Source organism: Brevibacillus soli, assembly GCF_044759095.2.
In the GTDB taxonomy this organism is placed as follows: domain Bacteria; phylum Bacillota; class Bacilli; order Brevibacillales; family Brevibacillaceae; genus JBIYSM02.
In genome coordinates, this window is the sequence record NZ_JBIYSM020000023.1 from 1 (window position 1) to 17,744 (window position 17,744).

Consider the following 17,744-nt stretch of genomic DNA (forward strand, 5'->3'; position numbering starts at 1 on the left):
TTCGGAATCTGGGCTCATAACCTCAGAAGAGCAGCCCAAATGGCCAAATAAGCAACGATTAACGGATACAGTTACACGGTAGCCCCCTGAGATTCACCACAATGAGATGCTTCTGCCAAAAAACGATTTTTTCAGGAGTAACTAGCTAACGCTTCGCCGGGCGGGGCCCCGAACACTTTTCTAGCGGCTGTATGGGATGTCCAAATTTATAAATTCTTATACACTATAAAAGAAGGCACAACGCCTCATGACGTCGTGCCTGCCTTGCGTGTTTTATTCACCGATGTATGCAACCACTTCAATCTCCACCTTGACATCCCGCGGCAGTCGCGCCACTTCCACAGTGGAACGAGCCGGGCGGTGATTGCCAAAATAGTGGGCGTAGACTTCGTTCAAGCGGGCAAAATCGTTCATGTCCTTGATGAAGACAGTCGCCTTTGCCACGTCGGAAAGGGTTCCCCCCGCTTCGGCCAGGATTGCCTGAATGTTGGCAAACACCTGATGCGCTTGCTCCACGATGTCGCCTTCCACCAGCGTACCGTCCGGGCGCAGCGGAATCTGTCCGGAAGCGAACAGGAACGGCCCCGCTTTAACAGCCTGGCTGTACGGACCAATCGCAGCAGGCGCTTTTTCCGTAGATACAAAAGAGATGGCGCTCATACTCTTACTCCCCCTCTGAGGCAAAATAACTGCCCAACTCGATTTCGATCTGCTTTCCTTTCAAATCCACATCCTGCAGCTTGGCCAAGGAGATGTACTCCTCCACCAGCCGCTCGCTGACATCTGCCGTCTCCACCAGTACTCCGCAGCCAACCACGGTAGCGCGAAACTCTTGAAGCAGGTCGATCATGCCCTGGATCGTCCCCCCTGCTTTCATAAAGTCGTCGACGATGAGAACACGGGACTGTTCAGCCAATGCCCGGCGAGCCAACGACATGGTCTGAATGCGCTTGCTGGAGCCGGACACGTAGTTGATGCTGACCACGGAGCCTTCCGTTACCTTGTTGTCTCGTCTTACAATGACGACAGGAACGTTCAGATAAGCAGCGGTAGCGTAGGCAAGCGGTATCCCTTTTGTCTCCACAGTCATGACTACCTCGACGTCCTTGTCGGCGAAAGCCGTCGCAAACAGTTTGCCGATGTTGGCCAGCGTACCCGGGTTGCCAAGGATGTCGGACATGTAGAGATACCCGCCGGGAAGGAGGCGTTCAGGCTTTTCCAGATGACCGATCAATTCGCGCATGAAGTGAGTTGCCTGTTCCATATTCACCCGTGGAATGAACTTCACTCCGCCAGCCGCTCCCGCCACAGTCTTCAATACGCCCACGCCCTGGGTTTCAAACGCTTCCTTGATGATGGAAAGATCTTCACTGATGGAAGATTTCGCCGCACCGTACTCCTCCGAAAAAAGGGTAAGCGGAATCAACGTGTGGGGATGGGCAAGCAAGTGCTGCGTCATGTCAACCAGACGCGCACTTCTGCGCAGTTTTTTCATGATTCTTCCTCCAAAAACCGAATATTATTCTGTTAATGTAACATTTATGTACGGAATTATGCAAGCACATCCGTTTCCGATCCGCCCAACATTCTGGCCACGTACACATCTTTCACAAACCCGCGCAGAGCGTTGTAGATCCGATGTACCTTGCCTTCCTTTTGAACGAGGGCAAAGACGGTCGGCCCGCTGCCTGACATCAGCACACCGTCAGCTCCTGATGCCGCCATCAACTCCTTGATTTGACGTACCTGCGGATATAGTGAGAGTGTCACTTCCTCCAGGACATTGCCAAGCGAGTCGCACATCAGCGCAAAATCCTGATTACGGATGGCTCGCAGCATTTGTTCAGTCGGGGGATGGTTGGCAATCTGCTGTACCCGCAGATTCCCGTATACATCTGCCGTGGAAACTCCGATAGGCGGTTTGGCCAAAATGACCCAGCAGGCGGCGGGAGAGGTCAGATGGGTGATTTTTTCCCCTCTTCCTCTGGCCAGTGCAGTTCCGCCGTAGACACAGAACGGCACGTCTGAGCCGATCTCTGCTCCCAGCTCCGCCAGTTCGTCGAGCGACAGCCCTAAATTCCACAACTTGTTCAGTCCGCGCAGGGTGGCCGCCGCATCGCTGCTGCCCCCCGCCAATCCGGCCGCAACCGGAATCTGTTTGTCGATGTAGATTCGTACGCCTTGCCGTACCTGATACCGTTCCTTGAGCAGCGTCGCCGCCTTGTACGCGTGGTTTCGCATATCATCCGGAACGAAGCTGGCAGAGCAATCCAGCGCAATCTCTCCGCTGTCCAGCAAAGTCAAGTCCACTCGATCGGCCAAATCAACGGTCGTCATCACCATCTCCACTTCATGATAGCCGTCTGGTCGTTTGGAGAGCACATCGAGAGTAAGGTTAATTTTGGCCGGTGCTTTGACCGAGATCCGCAAATTGTTCACCTCTGCCTACATTCACAGTTTTCCTAGTCTCTTATTGTAGCATAGGCATTCTCTTCCATGCCACTCTTTACCCAGCCGACTTAAGCTAACGCTGGTGTCGGCTGGGACCCACAATAAAAAGCCGGGTTTCCCCGGCTTTTTGTCAACGAGTTTATCTGGTGTTTTGCTTGGCTAACGCTTCCTCGGCCATCTGGATGGCGCGCTTGACCATGTTTCCGGCGTCACGGGTGGTGATGCCGCCCCAGCCTTCGGTCTTAACCGTATCGTAAAACCCCAGCTCCTTGGCCAACTCCATCTTGAACTGATCTGACATGATGCCTCGTCTGCGACCCATTGCACGAACAACCTCCCTTCTCGTTGACAAACTTAGTATGTACACTTTCCGAACCGACTATAGGGCAAGCTCTCTTATCTATAGAAAACAAAACAGTAGAACCCCAAGGCTCTACTGTTGTACAAAGGTAATGCGAATGTGCTCGTCATCACGGCACACAGTCAATTCTACAGTTTCCGTCAAGATGTCAGCATAGCTGTAAGAAACTCTTTCAAACAACTGGTCGTCATCAAGCTTTACCACGAATACGGATGGGTATGTCTCTTCGAGGATGCCCGTCCGTTCGACGGTTTTGCGGCGACCGCCATTGGCTTTCAGTAGGATGCGCTCTCCAATGTGCCCGTCCAAACTGCGTTTAATGTCCAGTAACGCGTTTCTTGCCATTGTTCCATCCACCTCGCTTGATTCCATTATAACAGCTTAGATATATTTTGTCAAAGAAATTTAAAATTATAGCAACCAGATTAAGTTTTTGTCAACGGTCATTTTTTCAGATAAAACGATGACTTTTGTCGCAAGAATGTAAATTTACAATGTAAGGAAAAAACGACCATTCCTTCTGCCCGAATAGGCAAAAGTCAGGGTCGTTTTTTTGATTTTATCGGATGATTTTTGTTCGAAAAACCTCGTTGGCCAAGCGGGCAAACTCCTCGATGCGGAGGGTTTCGCCACGGCGCGTGGGATCAATTTCAACTCTCCCAAGAAGCTGTATTACTTCTTCTTTCTGATCTTTTGCAAACAGGCCGCTCATCAAGTTGTTCAACAGCGTCTTCCGCCGTTGGGCAAAGCAGGCTCGTACGACGCGGAAGAACAAGTCTTCGTCTTCCACTTGGACCACCGGTTTCTCCCGAATGGTCAGCTTGATTACGGCAGAATCGACATGGGGTTTTGGGATAAATACGCTGGCCGGCACGACCATCGCCACTTCCGCCTCTGCATAAAACTGGGCCGCCACACTGAGCGAGCCGTAATCCTTGGTGCCCGGCTTGGCAGCGATGCGGTCAGCCACTTCCTTTTGAATCATGACGACGATATGCTCCAGCGGGAGCCGCTCTTCCAACAGCTTCATGAGAATAGGCGTGGTGACATAGTATGGCAAATTGGCCACCACGCTCACCTTTTGGTAGCCTGCCAGTTTGTCGGCGATCAGTTGCTTGAGATTGAGCTTCAGTACGTCACCGTGCACGATTTCTACATTATCGTAAGGAGCGAGCGTCTCTTCCAAAATCGGCAGCAATCTCTGATCAATCTCGATCGCCATGACGTTTCCGGCTGCTCGGCCCAGCTGTTCGGTCAGCGCCCCGATCCCCGGGCCAATCTCGATGGCCGCTTTCTCCTTGGTAAGCTCCGCCGCATCTATAATGTTGTGCAGGATATTGGTATCGATGAGAAAGTTTTGCCCCAGGCTTTTCTTGAAGGAAAAGCCGTATTTCTCCAGAATTTCCTTCGTTCGCGTTGGCGTCGCGATATCCTTGCCGACTGTTCTCGTCATGACTTCTCCGCTCCCTTGTCGATCGCTTCCATAGCCGCCACGAACTCATCTCTCGTGATCTGGAACGCATTGAGCCGCTGCAACATCTGCTTGGCGTTGGCGTATCCAATCCCCAACTGCTCTCCCAGCTTCAATCGCCGCTCCTTGGAGTCCGAGCCGGAGGTAAGCCGGTACGCCACCATGTCTTGAAAGGTGATTTGTCCTGCCGTCTCTGCCATTTCCGTACGCACTTCCGACAGCGCGCGAATGATTACCTCTGGCGAGGCGTTTTCCACGCCGATATCTCCTTTTTTGGTGCCGTCCTCCTGGGTGATGAACGCATGCTTGCATCCGGGGACCTCGCGGCTGATAATCTTGCGAATCCGCTCTCCCTGATAATCGGGGTCGGTAAAAATGATGACGCCGCGCTTTTGCTGGGCCAGACGAATTTTTTCAATCGTGCGCTTGTTAATGGCCGAACCGCCTGTTTCAATCGTGTCTGCATTTACTGCCCGCTTGATGGCAGCGGTATCGTCGCGACCTTCGACGACAATCAATTCCTTGATTTTCATGTTCACTTACTCCTACACTCCCAGAAATGAGTGGTTGCTAATAGTGTTCACCAAAAAAATGTTTGTTTGCGGAGGATTTCCCCGAAACGTACGGTACCGTTCTCCCGTCATATTAATACAACAGCTTATCACAATCTCCTAGGAAAAAGAAAGACAGGAGCATGCGCCCCTGTCCTCTACGGTTTTTGCGGTCCAATGATATAGACCGTTTTATTCCGTTTTCGGCCAAACTGTACGGCCTCCGCGTGATTGTTGAAGAATACATCGATTTTGTTGCCGCGCACGGCACCACCCGTATCCTCCGCTCGACGATATCCAATCCCGTCAATGAAGACCCACCAACCCATCGGAATGACACTCGGATCGACAGCAATGGTACGACCTTCCGTTGCCATCACTCCGATCGCTGTACGACCGTACCCCGGAGAGCTCTTGGGTTTGCCTCCCCCGGCAGGGGTGTAGGCTGTCAAAGTAACCCCGCTCAACACCTTATGGGGACGGAACACTCTTCCGCCGCGGGAAACCGTCGACGCTGCGGCTACCGCTCGTTTCCGCTTTTCAGCGGTGACGGCTGATGCTGTACCGACTGCCACAATGCGGTCTATCTTTGGTGTGATTACGTCTGTCTTCACCAGCTCACGGGATACTTCCTTGCCATTCGCCGTGACCAGCTTGTAGTGAAGAACGGCCTTGCCCTCCTGCCCCTTTTGCAGGACCCTGGTCTGTCCTTTGGTCAGAGACGCATCATTTTTTCGAATCTCCTGAAAAGGCACTCGTTGATCGACTTGCACCACTTTTTCGGCGATTCGCGTAACACGAATTTTTGTTTCTTTTGTCAGCGCTGCGGTTAAAGCGGGTTGAACCTGATCCCGATCACCCAGCGCGATCCCTGCGTCTTTTATGACGCCAGCTACATCCCGATGTAAGGTATGAACCATTTTTGTTTGTCCGTCAACTTCTACGGGAATAACCCAGCTCGTATGTACTTCAATCGTTGCTCCGTCAATAAGTTCAGTAGTTGCTGCAGGACTTAGTTGATCGTTGTCCGTTACAGGTATCTTTTGTTCTGCCAGGAATTGCTCAATCGTTTCTGCCTGAGTTTCGTAAGTTTGTGTAGAGCCGTCTAGCGTTAACGTGACCTGTTTTGGCTGGGTAGCTAGGATTGAGAAGTAGCCAAGGATGGATAACAGCACCAAGGCCAGTCCGCCCGCAATTGGAAGGACTAGTGTCTTGCGCGCCGCCCACAACTTGCTTAACTCCATTTCCCACACTCCTTTTCGTAGAAAAGCTCTCAACTTTTCCGTTCTAGCCAGGTTAGGGTCGATGAAATTTGCGTCGTTTATCGCATATGGCGGGCCTTGAACAAGGTTGGTCTTGATTTTATGCTACTTTTTCTGGTTTGTCAAATTTGCCCCTCCCTGACCGAATGAAAAACTTGGTACTACCTTAGCAGACAAGCAGCGCGAAACCTAGGTTCTTTCTGTCGAGAGAACATGTCGATGTAAGAATTTTCGTTCGACATATTGTACATGATATGCAGCCACTAGCGAAGAAAGAATGGTACAAAAGATAGAAAAAGGCGCCCTTTTCCAGGCGCCTTTTTGCTATTTCGTTTGCGTCGGGAGTCCAAACAGCCGCCGCGCATTATCAGACGTGATGGCCGCCATCTCCTCGTAAGAAAGCCCGCGGATGTTGGCCATCTCCTCGCAGACGTAGCGGACATAGCCGGTTTCATTGCGCTTGCCGCGGAACGGATGGGGTGTCAAATACGGACAGTCTGTCTCGATCAGCAGGCGGTCGAGCGGAACTTTGGCTGCCACTTCTTTCGGCTGCTTCGCGTTTTTAAACGTAAGCGGCCCCCCGAACGAAATGTGGAAGTTCATGTCGAGCGCCAGTTTTGCCGTCTCCCAGCTGCCGGAGAAGCAGTGCATGATGCCGCCTACTTCAGCCGCCTTCTCCTCTTTCAGGATGGTGATGATATCTTGATGAGCATCCCGGTTGTGGATGACAATCGGCATTTGCAGCTTGCGGGCCAGGCGAATCTGCTTGCGGAACACCTCCGCCTGCACGTCTTTCGGCGAAGTGTCCCAGTAGTAGTCCAGTCCCATCTCTCCCAGGCCGACCACCTTGGGATGGCGGCTCAGCTCCTCCAGCCATTCCAGATGTTCGTCCGTCATGTCCTTGGCATCCTGCGGGTGCCAGCCCACCACTGCATAAATGAATTCATAGCGCTCCGCCAACTCCAGACAGGTCGGGATGGTTTCCGCGTTGAATCCGATGTTGACAATCGTGCTGACGCCGTTTTCCCGGGCTCGGGCAATCACTTCCTCGCGATCCTCGTCAAACTCCTTGGCGTTTAGATGCGCGTGCGTATCAATGAACACGTAATGTCCTTCCTTTCTTTTTCGTGCGGGAACTACTTCACAATCGCGCCGTTCGGCATGCTCGGATCTACAGTAGCCAGTGTCAGCTGATCACCCGCGGACGCCGCCAGGATCATGCCCTGGGAAAGTTCCCCGCGCAGTTTTACCGGCTTCAGGTTGGCCACCAGAATGACTTTTTTGCCGACCATCTCTTCTGGCGTATAGTACTTGGCGATACCGGAGACTACTTGCCGTTTCTCGTAGCCCAGGTCAAGCTGCAGCACCAGTAGCTTGTCGGCGTTCGGATGCTTTTCGCATGCGATCACCTGTGCAACGCGCAGCTCCACTTTGCCGAAGTCGTCAATGGTGATTTCGTCCTTGGCGTCAGCCGGTTTTTCCTCTGCTTGCGCCTGGATTTGATTGCTGGCAGTTTCGTTCACGGATGTTTCTCCTTTCAATGCCTCTTGCTTTTTCTTGTTTTCTTCAGCCTGTCTGCGGGCTTCCGCCGTCGACTCGTCGATGAAAGCAAGCTCTGCCTGAACGTCGAGGCGCGGGAAGAGCAGTTCGCTGCGGGTAACACGGCTTCCTGCCGGTAGCACTCCCCACGTGCCCGCGGACTCCCATGCTTGCGTTTCCGGACGATCTGCAATGCCAAGCTGGCTCCAGATTTTTATCGGGGTTTTGGTCATAAACGGCTGAATCAGAATGGAGATGATGCGAATGCTCTCCATCAGGTTGTACATCACGGTCGCTAGGCGGCCTTTGGTCTCCTCTGACTTGGCCAAGTTCCACGGCATGGTTTCGTCAATGTACTTGTTGGCACGGCCAACCAGTTCCCAGATGTGGGACAGGGCATTGCTGAAGCGCATTTCATCCATGTGCTCTTCCACGAGTCCCTTGGTCTTGGTGGCAAGCTCGATCAGGCTGTCGTCAAATTCGCCTGTTTCCTGCGGCTCGGGCACCTTGCCTTCGAAGTACTTCTCGATCATCACGGTGGTACGGCTCAGCAGGTTGCCGATGTCGTTGGCCAAATCAAAGTTCAATCGCTGGATAAAGCTTTCCGGTGTAAATACCCCGTCAGCCCCAAAGGCGATCTCACGCAGCAGGAAGTAACGAACGCTGTCCGAGCTGTAACGGTCGATCAACAGCTTCGGATCGATCACGTTGCCTTTGGATTTGGACATTTTGCCGTCCGGCATCAGCAGCCAGCCGTGGCCGAACACTTTTTTCGGCAGCGGTACATCCAGCGCCATCAGCAGGATCGGCCAGTAAATCGTGTGGAAGCGAAGAATGTCCTTGCCCACCAGATGCACGTCGGCCGGCCAGTATCGGCGGTACTTGCTGTCATCCTCGGAAAGATAGCCGAGAGCAGAAATGTAGTTGGTCAGCGCGTCAATCCAAACGTAGATGACGTGCTCCGGATCGCTCGGCACCTTGATTCCCCAGTCAAATGTGCTGCGGGATACGCTCAGATCCTGCAGACCCGGCTTCAGGAAGTTGTTGATCATCTCGTTGCGTCGGGATTCCGGTTGGATGAAGTCCGGGTTCTCCTCAATGTATTGAAGCAGTCTGTCCTGATACTTGGACAGGCGGAAGAAGTAGTTTTTCTCCTTCACCTTTTTCACTTCGCGGCCGCAGTCCGGACAGAAGTAACCCTTGTCCGTCTTGCACTGCGTTTCCGTCCAGAACGACTCGTCCGGCACGCAGTAATAACCTTCATACTCACCCAGGTAGATGTCTCCCTGGTCCAACAGCCGCTGGAAGACTTTTTGCACCACTTCCTTGTGGCGCGGCTGCGTCGTACGAATGAAGTCGTCGTAGGAGATGTCCAGACGGTCCCACAGGTCTTTGATCCAGTCGATGATGGGGTCGATAAATTCCAGCGGCTGCTTCCCTTCCTCGGCAGCCCGCTCCTGCAGCTTCTGGCCGTGCTCGTCCGTACCCGTCAGGTAGTAGACGTCATAGCCGCGCAGGCGCTTGTACCGGGCCATCGCGTCACAAGCGATGGTGGTGTAGGCATTGCCGATATGCAGCTTGTTGCTGGGATAGTAAATCGGACTTGTAATGTAATACGTTTGCTTGCTCATTGCAACAAAAACCTCCCGTAGAACGTTTGTAAAAATAGCCTCTATTGTAGCCCTTCCGAAGAAGCTGGTTCTTCTATAGGGGAAGCTATTTGTGCGTTTCGGAAAGCTTAATGCGATAACATTTTAAGCTTTCCTACACGTAAAATAGAAAAAGCCCATCCCGGATTGGGACGAGCTGTTATCTCGTGGTACCACCCAAATGCTCTGCGCTCTCGCGAGACACAGACTTGGCGAGTCAGACTGGGACTCCGCCTGTAACGCAGGCTTGCGCCGCCAACTAGCGATTGGTGTGATCGGTTCATCGGCGAAACTCAGGGGCCATGTTCAGCTTGGTCACTTATACCGGTTCGCAGCTACCCCGGCTCTCTGCAGATAAGGATGTCAAGCCTACTCTTCCCGTCATGGTCGGTAAGCATATGGTGAATTTCCTTACCTCTATTTTACACGTCCGATTGGCTTTGTAAACCTCCTCATGCGAATGGCCGATTGGTGCAGGAAAGAAAATTTTTTGTCGAAAAAAACGTTGTATTTTCGACAATAAACGACTAAATCGTTAGTCGAAATCTTCCAGTTTTCTTTTCCAAAAATTACCTGCCAAACAACCTGTACGCAGTACGCAAACGCGAAGAAATACTAGGTTTTTATTGTCATTACATACCTTCCCTTTCAAAGATTAGGGAAAACTCGTATTGACACCTTTGGGAATCGCTGGTATGATAAAAACAACGGAAATTGTCGAATATTGACGATAATTGATTGGAATGTACGAATAAATCGACAATGGCACCACTGAGAGGAGAGTACAAACATGATGAAATCCACCGGTATTGTAAGAAAAGTAGACGAGTTGGGACGTGTAGTGATTCCGATTGAGCTCCGCCGTACGTTGGGAATTGCGGAGAAAGACGCGCTGGAAATCTATGTTGACGGCGAGCGAATCATTCTGAAAAAATACGAGCCTGCTTGCATCTTCTGCGGCAATGCCGACAAGGTTTCCCACTTTAAAGGAAAAATCGTTTGCCAGGAATGCTTAGCTGAAATGCATGTTGTGAAACGATAATAGATATATAGAAAGGGGCTAGCTTGAGCTAGTCCCTTTTTCTATGTATACACGGTTTACTCTCGATGGTATTCGTTGTATACCTCTCGCCTGGCCAGGCCTCGATCGTCTGCCGTTCGCTTGACCGCTTCCTTGGTAGCAAGACCCTGTGCGCAGTAGTGGTCGACGTGTTCCGCCAGACTCAACTCTGCCCACCATGCCTCCGACTGCCCGGCTTCTTCTGGATCTCCGTGAAATCCCTCTACAATCAGACAAAACTCACCGCGAGTTTCTCCTTCTGCCAACCACTCGATCAGCTCGGAAAGCGTCCCTCGGGCAAACTCTTCGTATCGTTTGGTCAATTCGCGTGCCAGTACGGCCCGACGGTCACCCCATGCGTCCCGGATCGCCTCCAGCGTTTTCCCGATCCGGTGGGGCGCTTCGTAAAAGATGACCGTCTCGACGTAGCCTCTCAGCCGTTCCAGTTCTTTTTGCCGGTCTTTTTTCTCGCGGGGCAAAAAGCCGGCAAACACAAATCGCTCCGTCGGCAGCCCTGAAGCAATCAGTGCGGTTAACGCGGCATTGGCACCCGGAACGGGAACGACGGGAAAACCGGCAGCGACCGCATCTCGGACCAAATCGGCACCCGGGTCCGAAATGGCAGGCAAACCGGCGTCACTCACCAGCGCAATTCGTTTGCCTTCCGCCAGCCATTGAAGCAGACCGCTGCCGCTCGCCTCCTTGTTATGCTCGTGGTAGCTGACCGTCCGTTTGTCAATCTGAAAGTGGTTCAGCAGCTTACGCGTTTGTCTCGTGTCTTCACAGGCGATCACGTCCGCTTCTTTTAATGTCTGCAGCGCCCGGACCGTGATATCATCCAGATTGCCGATCGGGGTGGCGACCAGATACAGTACTCCCTGGTGCTCGTGAGCAAAGCTGCGTTGGGTGTTCATCATCAGTCCAAGCCTCCCTCATCCATTAGCTGTTCTTTCTGAGCGCGCGACAGCCGCTTGATCGCTTCCTCACGGGTTTGGCCCCAGGAGCGGTCTAAACCCTCCTCCAGATACATAAGCTCAACCGGGCCTCGTCCCCGGGTGTACTTGGCCCCTTTTCCTTCGTTGTGCTCCTGAATCCGGCGTACCAGCTCGGTCGTGTAGCCGGTGTAGTAGGTGCCGTCCGCACAGCGGAGAATGTAGACAAAATGGCTTTTATGCGAGGGAATCGCGTTTTCCGAAATAGATTTCCTGCAGTTCTTCACAGTATTCCTCTCCGTTTTCGTAAACAATCAACGGCGGCTGGATCCTTAGCTCCGGCTTTCCGTTGCGGATGCCTTCAATTAGCACCATGTTCGGTTCTGCATCGCGGCGCGGATAGACCAATCTCATTCGCTTGGGCTCGATGCTGTACTGACGCATCAGCGTGATGATGTCGACCAGGCGTGTAGAGCGGTGAACCAGCGCCACTTTCCCGCCGTTTTTCAACAACTGGCTGCTGACGCGAATCACATCGTCCAGGGAGAGCAGGATTTCGTGGCGGGCGATGGCAAAATGCTCGCTGATGTTCTTCTCCCCGCTCATTGCCGGCATGTAGGGCGGGTTGCAGGTAATCAGATCAAATTTTCCGTATCCAAACAGCTGCACCGCTTCCTTCACATCGCCATGATGCATGGTGATGCGCCCTTCCAGGCCGTTGAGCGCAACATTTCGGCTGGCCATGTCAAACAGACGCTCCTGGATTTCAATCCCCTCAAACACCGCTTCGGGAGAGCGCGTACTCATAATGAGGGGAATCGCTCCGTTGCCGGTACACATATCGAGGACACGCCCCCGTTTTGGCACCGAGGCAAACCGGGCCAGCAGCACAGCGTCCATCGAAAAGCAAAACACTTCGCGGCTCTGGATGATTTTCATTTCATGTGTCAGCAAATCGTCAATCCGCTCAGATTCGTAGAGCGGTACCTTGTTTTCCGCTTGCATCCTGTAACATGCTCCTTTGTCATAAAAAGCGACCTGATGAAAGTTCAGGTCGCTGCCACATCATTATTTATGAACTGCTCCGCTGAGAAAGGAGAGGCAAAACAGGCAATCTCCTTCTTTTCGCAGGCTTCCGTAGTGAACATTGCAGATATGGAAGCCTTCTGCGTAAAGACGAGCCAGGTTGTCGTAACCTTCCCCCACGACTTTTTTCTTGTCCCTGGTCTTCTCTTCCCGGACAGGACTTGACCCCTTTTGCCTTTGAGGGCTGATGCTCGCTTTCTTTCCATCGAGTCGGTTACGAAGGTGCTGGTTTTCAACGAGTAGTTGGGCGTTCTCCTCCATCAAAACGACAATGACGTCCTTCAACTCGCCAATTTCTCGATATAAATCGCCGATTCGTTCTTCGATGCTCGCCATCTTGACGAAGATTTCCCGTTTATCCACTTGTACACCTCATCCCCGCTACCAAAGCCTTATTCAAACGCAGGCAGTCCCACTACGATTTCATCAAGCGCAAATTCCATCACGCGCCTGTTCTCCAGGAGTTCCACCTGCACGGACAGATCCAGGACATTGACCGAGACCACTCGCCCCTCTCCCATTGGGGTGGTAACCGGCGTTCCCACGTCCGGCATCTCATCCTTGGTGCTCTCGTAATTGTCGTTCTCAAATTTGAGACAGCACATCAAGCGGCCGCACAACCCGGAGATTTTTGCCGGGTTCAGCGACAGATTTTGATCCTTTGCCATTTTGATGGAGACAGGCTCAAAGTCCCCGAGGAAGGTGGAACAGCAGAGCAGTCGTCCGCACGGCCCGATTCCACCCAGCATTTTCGCTTCGTCGCGAACGCCGATTTGACGCAATTCGATGCGGGTTCGAAATACGGCTGCCAGATCCTTGACCAGCTCACGGAAATCCACCCGTCCGTCCGCCGTAAAGTAGAAAATAATCTTGTTGCGGTCAAACGTGTATTCCACGTCCACCAGTTTCATATCCAGCTTGTGTTCCTTGATCTTCGTCTGGCAGACGGCAAAAGCGTTTTTCGCCGCCTGTTTGTTCTCCTCTACCTGCTTGGCGTCGCGCTGGTCGGCAATTCGAATCACTTTTTTCAACGGGAGGACGACATCTGTTTCCCCTACTGTCTTTTTACCGACGACGACCTTGCCGTACTCGACCCCTCTCGCCGTCTCGACAATGACATAACTGTCCTTCTCGACCGGCAGCTTGTCAGGATCAAAGTAGTATATTTTACCCGCCTTTTTAAAGCGGACACCTACAACCTCATACAAGGTTTATCCCTCCTGGATTTGGAGAACCAACCGCTCAAGGGCCAACTGTGCGTTGGCGTTTCGCTCTATCCGATTTTTCGTTTCCATGACCAAATCAATCCCATGCAAGAGCTCAGCTTTCGTCCAAACCAAGGCTTGTCCTTGCAGCACATCCTGTTGGTCGCTGTTGATCAGTTGGGCATGCCTACCTACTTGCACATAAAGGATATCGCGCAGCCAAAGGATGAGCAAATCCAAAAAGAGGGGCAGATCCTCCTTCAATCTATCATTTTTCTGAAACAACTCTTGTATCGTGAAGAGCGCAGCCGAATTGCGCTGCTTGCATTCCTTCATCAATTGTATCACTACATTTCGAAGCTGTGCAAACCAATCTGATTGGCTGATTATCCTTGCCTCCTCCAAATTTGTCGTAATATGGGAGGCAACCCTGGCCATGCCGGCCGGGATTCCCGACGTTTGCAATTCTTTCGCAAGCTGTTCAGAAGACAAAGGAGAGAATGTGATGATTTGGCACCTTGATAGAATGGTCGGAAGGATGGCATGACTGTTTTCAGTGAGCAGCAGCGCCACGACTCCCGCTGGCGGCTCCTCTAAAAATTTCAGCAGGCTGTTGGCTGCCTGCGTTGTCATTTTATCGATGTGTTCGATGATATACACTTTGTGGAACGATTCTACGGCACGCATGGCCATCTCTTTTTGCAGCGCGCGAATCTGGTCGATTTTTATCGCGGTTCCCTCCGGCGTAATGAAGTGAACATCCGGATGGTTGCCCGCTTCAATCCGGCGGCAGGAAAGACAGAGCCCGCACGCATCCGCCACCCTTTCCTTGCAAAAAAGAGCTTTCGCCAGATGCAGGGCGATCTGCTTTTTGCCCGCGCCTCTTGGCCCTGTGAACAGATAGGCGTGTGCCAACCGCTGATTGCGCAGGCTGTTAAACAACAGCTCCGACACCCGAGGCTGCTGTGAAAATAACGTCCAGGTCATGTTACCTCCACCTAAAAGTACAAGTTGATCAGCATCCCGCGGATCTCGCCGATTCGAGCCAGCAGGTCGATCATCGGCGCCTGGTCGCTTATCAGTTCATCTGCCAGCTGCAGAAGCTGGGCGTCCACCTCTTTGACGATTTTATACAGGCGGCTTCTCCCGCGTCGATTGATGCCTCGCCGGTCGTCGAGCGTAATACCGTACTTCACGGCTTCTTCCATAAACTGTTTGACCAGGTTTTTATAGTAATAGAAGTCGCGGATGGAACGGGAACGGGCCAGCATTTGCCCGTGCTTGTCGATGTCGTTTAAAAGCTGCGTCAGCCTCTCTTGCGACATCCGCTGGTCTTCTCCTTTGATGAATTCACCGAAATGCAGTTTTTCCAAAGGTCCGCTTCTGCGTGATTCCGCCGCTTTCAGCGGATCGATTTTCGGTCGGAGCCCATCGCCGATTTTCATCCCGTCACCCCCGTTGGCAATCCATCAGCTTTAAGTATATACGAAAGCCTAAAAGAAAAGGAGAGAGAAACTCTATTAGAAAGAATGAAACTGTTCGACGTCCAAGACGAACACAGCCGCGCCGCCCACCTGAACTTCCAGCGGATATGGCATAAAGGAGTCGACGGCATTGCCAAGGGGGGATACAGGGGTAACCATCTGCTTGCGAGACTTGCAGCTTTGTTGAATGATTTCAATCACATCGGGGACGCTTTCATCGCTGGTTCCGATCAAAAACGTCGTATTCCCTGCGCGTAAAAAGCCTCCGGTACTCGCCAGCTTGGTCGCTCTATACCCCTTTTTCACCAGAAGCTGCGACAAGCGCCCGCTGTCCTTGTCTTGAACTACAGCAACCACCATTTTCATCGTTTCTCACCCTTTCCGTCTAGGCTTTACCGTAACGTTTGATTCATTGTATGTATCAGGTTTGGACGGTGCAACGATATTGTTGACCATATTATACAGTATGTACACATGGTTCAGATACGGAATTCTTGCAATCGTTCCTCCAAAATCGTACGCGCTACTTCAAACACCTGCTCCAGTGACTGTTCCGCATCAATGGTCACGAACCGTTCCGGGAACCGCTCCCTCACCAGTCTGTATCCTTCCTGCACCTGTTGATGAAAGCGGATGTCCTCCAGATCCAGCCGGTTGATTTCCCGCCCTTTGTTGGCGTTGATGCGGGCCAATCCAACTTCCGGCCGCACGTCAAAAAAAAGGGTCAGGTCAGGCATGTAATCTCCCACTGCAAACCGGTTGATCGCGTACACCTCGTCGATTCCCAGCCCGCGGGCGTACCCCTGGTAGGCCAGACTGCTGTCGATAAAGCGGTCGCACAGCACCACTTTTCCTGCTTGAAGGGCCGGGAGCACTCTTTCGGCAAAATGCTGGCTGCGGGCCGCCGCATACAACAGCGCTTCCGTGCGCTTGTCCATCTGGGTGTGCTCCGGGTTTAAGATAATGGTGCGGATTTTTTCCGCAATCTCAATTCCTCCCGGCTCGCGGGTCAACAGCACGTTCCACCCCCGGTCGTGCAAATAATCGTAAAGAAGCGAGATTACGGTGGACTTGCCTGACCCGTCCGCTCCTTCTACGGTAATAAAACAGCCTGCTTTTTTTGCTGCCACAAATGCTGCTCCTTTCTGAAACGTGATTTATGCGTGAACCTCAATCGTTTCCAGCCGGGCGTTCTTTACACCGTGGAAACGGGCCTGACTCGCCCGCAGTTCCTTGAGAAGCTCCAATACCTCCCTGTCGATCCGCTCTCCGGGAACCAAAAGCGGTATGCCCGGCGGGTATGGGATGACCATTTCGGCCGCTATTCTGCCTGCCGCGGCTTCCAGCGGTACCGTCTCCCTGCCGGCATCTGCCGCTTCGTGCATCGGCATGACCTGTTCCCGCAAAAAGCTGGAAGCAAGCACTCCCGCTTGAAAGATACGCACCGTCTCCGCCGCCGGTTCCGGAGCAAGTTCTTGCAAAAGACGCCATAATGCGTCCACATCCTCCTGGCTGGTTCCCGCTGAGGCAGCCAGCAGCACATGACCCAGGTCAGCCAGTTCCGGAAACACTCCATTCTCCTCCAACAGCTTCTGCAACGTAAAACCGGTCAAGCTCCGGGTGTACAGATTCAACATCAGCTTAAACGGATCAAGCGTCGTGTATACACTGTTGGAAGAAAGGGACGCCAACCGCACCCAGTCGAGGCCGCCAATCCGCTTGCGCAGCTCGTCCAGAACGGGAATCAACCGATTCCATTCTCCCGCCGCTTCCATAACCAGGTGGCGTCTGGCCAGATCGAGCGAGGCCAGCAGCAGATACGATGGGCTGGAGGATTGGATCATCGCCAGCGCTCTCGCCAGCCGTCCGCGGTCAATGAGATTGCCCTGGATGTGCAGCATGGATGACATGGTCAATGCCGATGCCATTTTGTGGGTCGATTGCACAGCAGCGTCGGCGCCACACTGCATCGCAGAATGGGGCAGCGACGGGTGAAATCCGTAATGGGCTCCGTGCGCCTCGTCCACCAGCAGCGGAATTCCAAACCGGTGCACGGTCGCCGCCATTTTGACCAAATCAATCCCCATGCCGTAATAGGTGGGGTTGGTGAGAAACACTGCCTTTGCATCAGGATGGGCCTGAAGGGTACGTTCCACGTCTTCCCTGCGTAGTCCTGCCGCCACACCTGTTCCCAGATCAACGGCAGGAACCACGTACACAGGAGTGGCCCGGGCTATCATGATGCCGTTAAACACGGATTTATGGCAATTTCGCTGGACGATAATCTTGTCTCCCGGCCGGCATACGGCCATAATCAACGCAATATTGCCTACCGTGCTGCCGCCGATGAGAAAGCGGGTTTCTTCCGCGCCGAATGCTTCTGCCGCAAGCGCTTGCGCTTCCGCTATCACTCCCTCCGGCTGATGAAGGTCGTCCATGCCGGAAATCTCTGTCATGTCGAGCGGAAAAACGGACTCAAACCGCTCTTTCCCCGCCCTGTCAAAGCTTGAGCCCATCTTGTGTCCCGGTACATGAAAGGGGTGGGGTCGTCGTCTGGCGTGTCGCTCCAGTGTCTCGTACAGCGGCGCTTTTCGCTGCCTCTCCCAAAAGTCAGCCGTTTTATCCAGCACGCAAGCTCACGTCCTTCCGTCATTCTACGAACATTGTAACAAAGGTTGAGGGGCACCGGCTAC

General features: G+C 52.8%; 21 protein-coding genes and 1 other annotated feature. Of the genes, 1 reads left to right on the top strand and 20 read right to left on the bottom strand.

Annotation, left to right across the window (positions count from 1 at the left end):
* Positions 1–273: 273 nt before the first annotated feature.
* The 10 genes from ACE99V_RS11070 to metG all read right to left on the bottom strand — a co-directional run bounded on the left by ACE99V_RS11070 (position 274) and on the right by metG (position 9,266).
* Complete coding sequence (locus tag ACE99V_RS11070; RefSeq protein WP_400491145.1) at positions 274–660, bottom strand: RidA family protein; 387 nt, start codon at positions 658–660, stop codon at positions 274–276.
* 4 nt (positions 661–664) lie between these two features.
* Complete coding sequence (gene purR / locus ACE99V_RS11075; RefSeq protein ID WP_400491146.1) at positions 665–1,495, bottom strand: pur operon repressor; 831 nt, start codon at positions 1,493–1,495, stop codon at positions 665–667.
* Between the two features lie 56 nt (positions 1,496–1,551).
* Positions 1,552–2,430 carry a 4-(cytidine 5'-diphospho)-2-C-methyl-D-erythritol kinase gene (ispE, locus tag ACE99V_RS11080; RefSeq protein ID WP_400491217.1) on the bottom strand — a complete coding sequence of 293 codons (879 nt, stop codon included), beginning with the start codon at positions 2,428–2,430 and terminating at the stop codon, positions 1,552–1,554.
* 160 nt (positions 2,431–2,590) lie between these two features.
* Positions 2,591–2,773, bottom strand: a complete 183-nt coding sequence (locus ACE99V_RS11085) for a small, acid-soluble spore protein, alpha/beta type (RefSeq protein ID WP_400491147.1) — start codon at positions 2,771–2,773, stop codon at positions 2,591–2,593.
* A gap of 111 nt (positions 2,774–2,884) precedes the next feature.
* The gene (gene veg / locus ACE99V_RS11090) at positions 2,885–3,157 is read right to left on the bottom strand and encodes a biofilm formation stimulator Veg (protein ID WP_400491148.1); all 273 of its coding nucleotides are present in this window, start codon (positions 3,155–3,157) and stop codon (positions 2,885–2,887) included.
* A 214-nt stretch (positions 3,158–3,371) separates the two neighbouring features.
* On the bottom strand, positions 3,372–4,265 hold the full coding sequence (gene rsmA, locus ACE99V_RS11095) for a 16S rRNA (adenine(1518)-N(6)/adenine(1519)-N(6))-dimethyltransferase RsmA (protein ID WP_400491149.1): 894 nt from the start codon (positions 4,263–4,265) through the stop codon (positions 3,372–3,374).
* The gene (gene rnmV, locus ACE99V_RS11100; protein ID WP_400491150.1) at positions 4,262–4,816 is read right to left on the bottom strand and encodes a ribonuclease M5; all 555 of its coding nucleotides are present in this window, start codon (positions 4,814–4,816) and stop codon (positions 4,262–4,264) included. Before rnmV ends, rsmA begins: the two co-directional genes overlap by 4 nt.
* 176 nt (positions 4,817–4,992) lie before the next feature.
* A complete protein-coding gene (locus ACE99V_RS11105; RefSeq protein ID WP_400491151.1) occupies positions 4,993–6,078 on the bottom strand; it encodes a resuscitation-promoting factor in 1,086 nt (361 codons plus the stop codon).
* A gap of 342 nt (positions 6,079–6,420) precedes the next feature.
* Positions 6,421–7,200 (bottom strand): TatD family hydrolase, encoded by a 780-nt coding sequence (locus tag ACE99V_RS11110; RefSeq protein WP_400491152.1) that lies wholly within the window; start codon positions 7,198–7,200, stop codon positions 6,421–6,423.
* 32 nt (positions 7,201–7,232) lie between these two features.
* Positions 7,233–9,266 (bottom strand): methionine--tRNA ligase, encoded by a 2,034-nt coding sequence (gene metG / locus ACE99V_RS11115; protein ID WP_400491153.1) that lies wholly within the window; start codon positions 9,264–9,266, stop codon positions 7,233–7,235.
* A 163-nt stretch (positions 9,267–9,429) separates the two neighbouring features.
* Positions 9,430–9,678 (bottom strand) — a binding site (T-box leader).
* 396 nt (positions 9,679–10,074) lie between these two features.
* Between metG and ACE99V_RS11120 the strand changes: the two genes are divergently transcribed.
* A complete protein-coding gene (locus ACE99V_RS11120; RefSeq protein WP_400491154.1) occupies positions 10,075–10,326 on the top strand; it encodes an AbrB/MazE/SpoVT family DNA-binding domain-containing protein in 252 nt (83 codons plus the stop codon).
* Between the two features lie 56 nt (positions 10,327–10,382).
* Here ACE99V_RS11120 and rsmI read toward each other — a convergent pair whose 3' ends face one another.
* The 10 genes from rsmI to ACE99V_RS11170 all read right to left on the bottom strand — a co-directional run bounded on the left by rsmI (position 10,383) and on the right by ACE99V_RS11170 (position 17,681).
* Entirely contained in the window at positions 10,383–11,258 is an 876-nt protein-coding gene (rsmI, locus tag ACE99V_RS11125) for a 16S rRNA (cytidine(1402)-2'-O)-methyltransferase (protein WP_400491218.1), read from the bottom strand.
* Between the two features lie 2 nt (positions 11,259–11,260).
* Positions 11,261–11,563, bottom strand: a complete 303-nt coding sequence (locus ACE99V_RS11130; RefSeq protein WP_400491156.1) for a GIY-YIG nuclease family protein — start codon at positions 11,561–11,563, stop codon at positions 11,261–11,263.
* Entirely contained in the window at positions 11,514–12,281 is a 768-nt protein-coding gene (locus ACE99V_RS11135) for a tRNA1(Val) (adenine(37)-N6)-methyltransferase (protein WP_400491157.1), read from the bottom strand. Before ACE99V_RS11135 ends, ACE99V_RS11130 begins: the two co-directional genes overlap by 50 nt.
* 63 nt (positions 12,282–12,344) lie before the next feature.
* The gene (gene yabA / locus ACE99V_RS11140; RefSeq protein WP_400491158.1) at positions 12,345–12,725 is read right to left on the bottom strand and encodes a DNA replication initiation control protein YabA; all 381 of its coding nucleotides are present in this window, start codon (positions 12,723–12,725) and stop codon (positions 12,345–12,347) included.
* A 29-nt stretch (positions 12,726–12,754) separates the two neighbouring features.
* Positions 12,755–13,570, bottom strand: coding sequence for a PSP1 domain-containing protein (locus ACE99V_RS11145; RefSeq protein WP_400491159.1), 816 nt, complete (start codon positions 13,568–13,570; stop codon positions 12,755–12,757).
* Positions 13,571–13,573: 3 nt separating this feature from the next.
* Complete coding sequence (gene holB / locus ACE99V_RS11150) at positions 13,574–14,554, bottom strand: DNA polymerase III subunit delta' (RefSeq protein ID WP_400491160.1); 981 nt, start codon at positions 14,552–14,554, stop codon at positions 13,574–13,576.
* Positions 14,555–14,565: 11 nt separating this feature from the next.
* Positions 14,566–15,012, bottom strand: a complete 447-nt coding sequence (locus tag ACE99V_RS11155) for a YaaR family protein (protein ID WP_400491161.1) — start codon at positions 15,010–15,012, stop codon at positions 14,566–14,568.
* Positions 15,013–15,087: 75 nt separating this feature from the next.
* Positions 15,088–15,417: a cyclic di-AMP receptor DarA gene (darA, locus tag ACE99V_RS11160; RefSeq protein ID WP_400491162.1), complete on the bottom strand. Its 330-nt coding sequence runs from the start codon at positions 15,415–15,417 to the stop codon at positions 15,088–15,090.
* A gap of 113 nt (positions 15,418–15,530) precedes the next feature.
* The gene (gene tmk / locus ACE99V_RS11165) at positions 15,531–16,181 is read right to left on the bottom strand and encodes a dTMP kinase (RefSeq protein ID WP_400491163.1); all 651 of its coding nucleotides are present in this window, start codon (positions 16,179–16,181) and stop codon (positions 15,531–15,533) included.
* A gap of 27 nt (positions 16,182–16,208) precedes the next feature.
* Positions 16,209–17,681, bottom strand: a complete 1,473-nt coding sequence (locus ACE99V_RS11170) for an aminotransferase class I/II-fold pyridoxal phosphate-dependent enzyme (RefSeq protein WP_400491164.1) — start codon at positions 17,679–17,681, stop codon at positions 16,209–16,211.
* Positions 17,682–17,744: the final 63 nt, after the last annotated feature.

Coding starts and splice junctions, on each gene's coding strand:
- ACE99V_RS11070 (WP_400491145.1), bottom strand. CDS start 660: ATGAGCGCCATCTCTTTTGTATCTACGGAAAAAGCGCCTGCTGCGATT.
- purR (WP_400491146.1), bottom strand. CDS start 1,495: ATGAAAAAACTGCGCAGAAGTGCGCGTCTGGTTGACATGACGCAGCAC.
- ACE99V_RS11085 (WP_400491147.1), bottom strand. CDS start 2,773: ATGGGTCGCAGACGAGGCATCATGTCAGATCAGTTCAAGATGGAGTTG.
- veg (WP_400491148.1), bottom strand. CDS start 3,157: ATGGCAAGAAACGCGTTACTGGACATTAAACGCAGTTTGGACGGGCAC.
- rsmA (WP_400491149.1), bottom strand. CDS start 4,265: ATGACGAGAACAGTCGGCAAGGATATCGCGACGCCAACGCGAACGAAG.
- rnmV (WP_400491150.1), bottom strand. CDS start 4,816: ATGAAAATCAAGGAATTGATTGTCGTCGAAGGTCGCGACGATACCGCT.
- ACE99V_RS11105 (WP_400491151.1), bottom strand. CDS start 6,078: ATGGAGTTAAGCAAGTTGTGGGCGGCGCGCAAGACACTAGTCCTTCCA.
- metG (WP_400491153.1), bottom strand. CDS start 9,266: ATGAGCAAGCAAACGTATTACATTACAAGTCCGATTTACTATCCCAGC.
- ACE99V_RS11120 (WP_400491154.1), top strand. CDS start 10,075: ATGATGAAATCCACCGGTATTGTAAGAAAAGTAGACGAGTTGGGACGT.
- rsmI (WP_400491218.1), bottom strand. CDS start 11,258: ATGAACACCCAACGCAGCTTTGCTCACGAGCACCAGGGAGTACTGTAT.
- ACE99V_RS11135 (WP_400491157.1), bottom strand. CDS start 12,281: ATGCAAGCGGAAAACAAGGTACCGCTCTACGAATCTGAGCGGATTGAC.
- holB (WP_400491160.1), bottom strand. CDS start 14,554: ATGACCTGGACGTTATTTTCACAGCAGCCTCGGGTGTCGGAGCTGTTG.
- ACE99V_RS11155 (WP_400491161.1), bottom strand. CDS start 15,012: ATGAAAATCGGCGATGGGCTCCGACCGAAAATCGATCCGCTGAAAGCG.
- darA (WP_400491162.1), bottom strand. CDS start 15,417: ATGAAAATGGTGGTTGCTGTAGTTCAAGACAAGGACAGCGGGCGCTTG.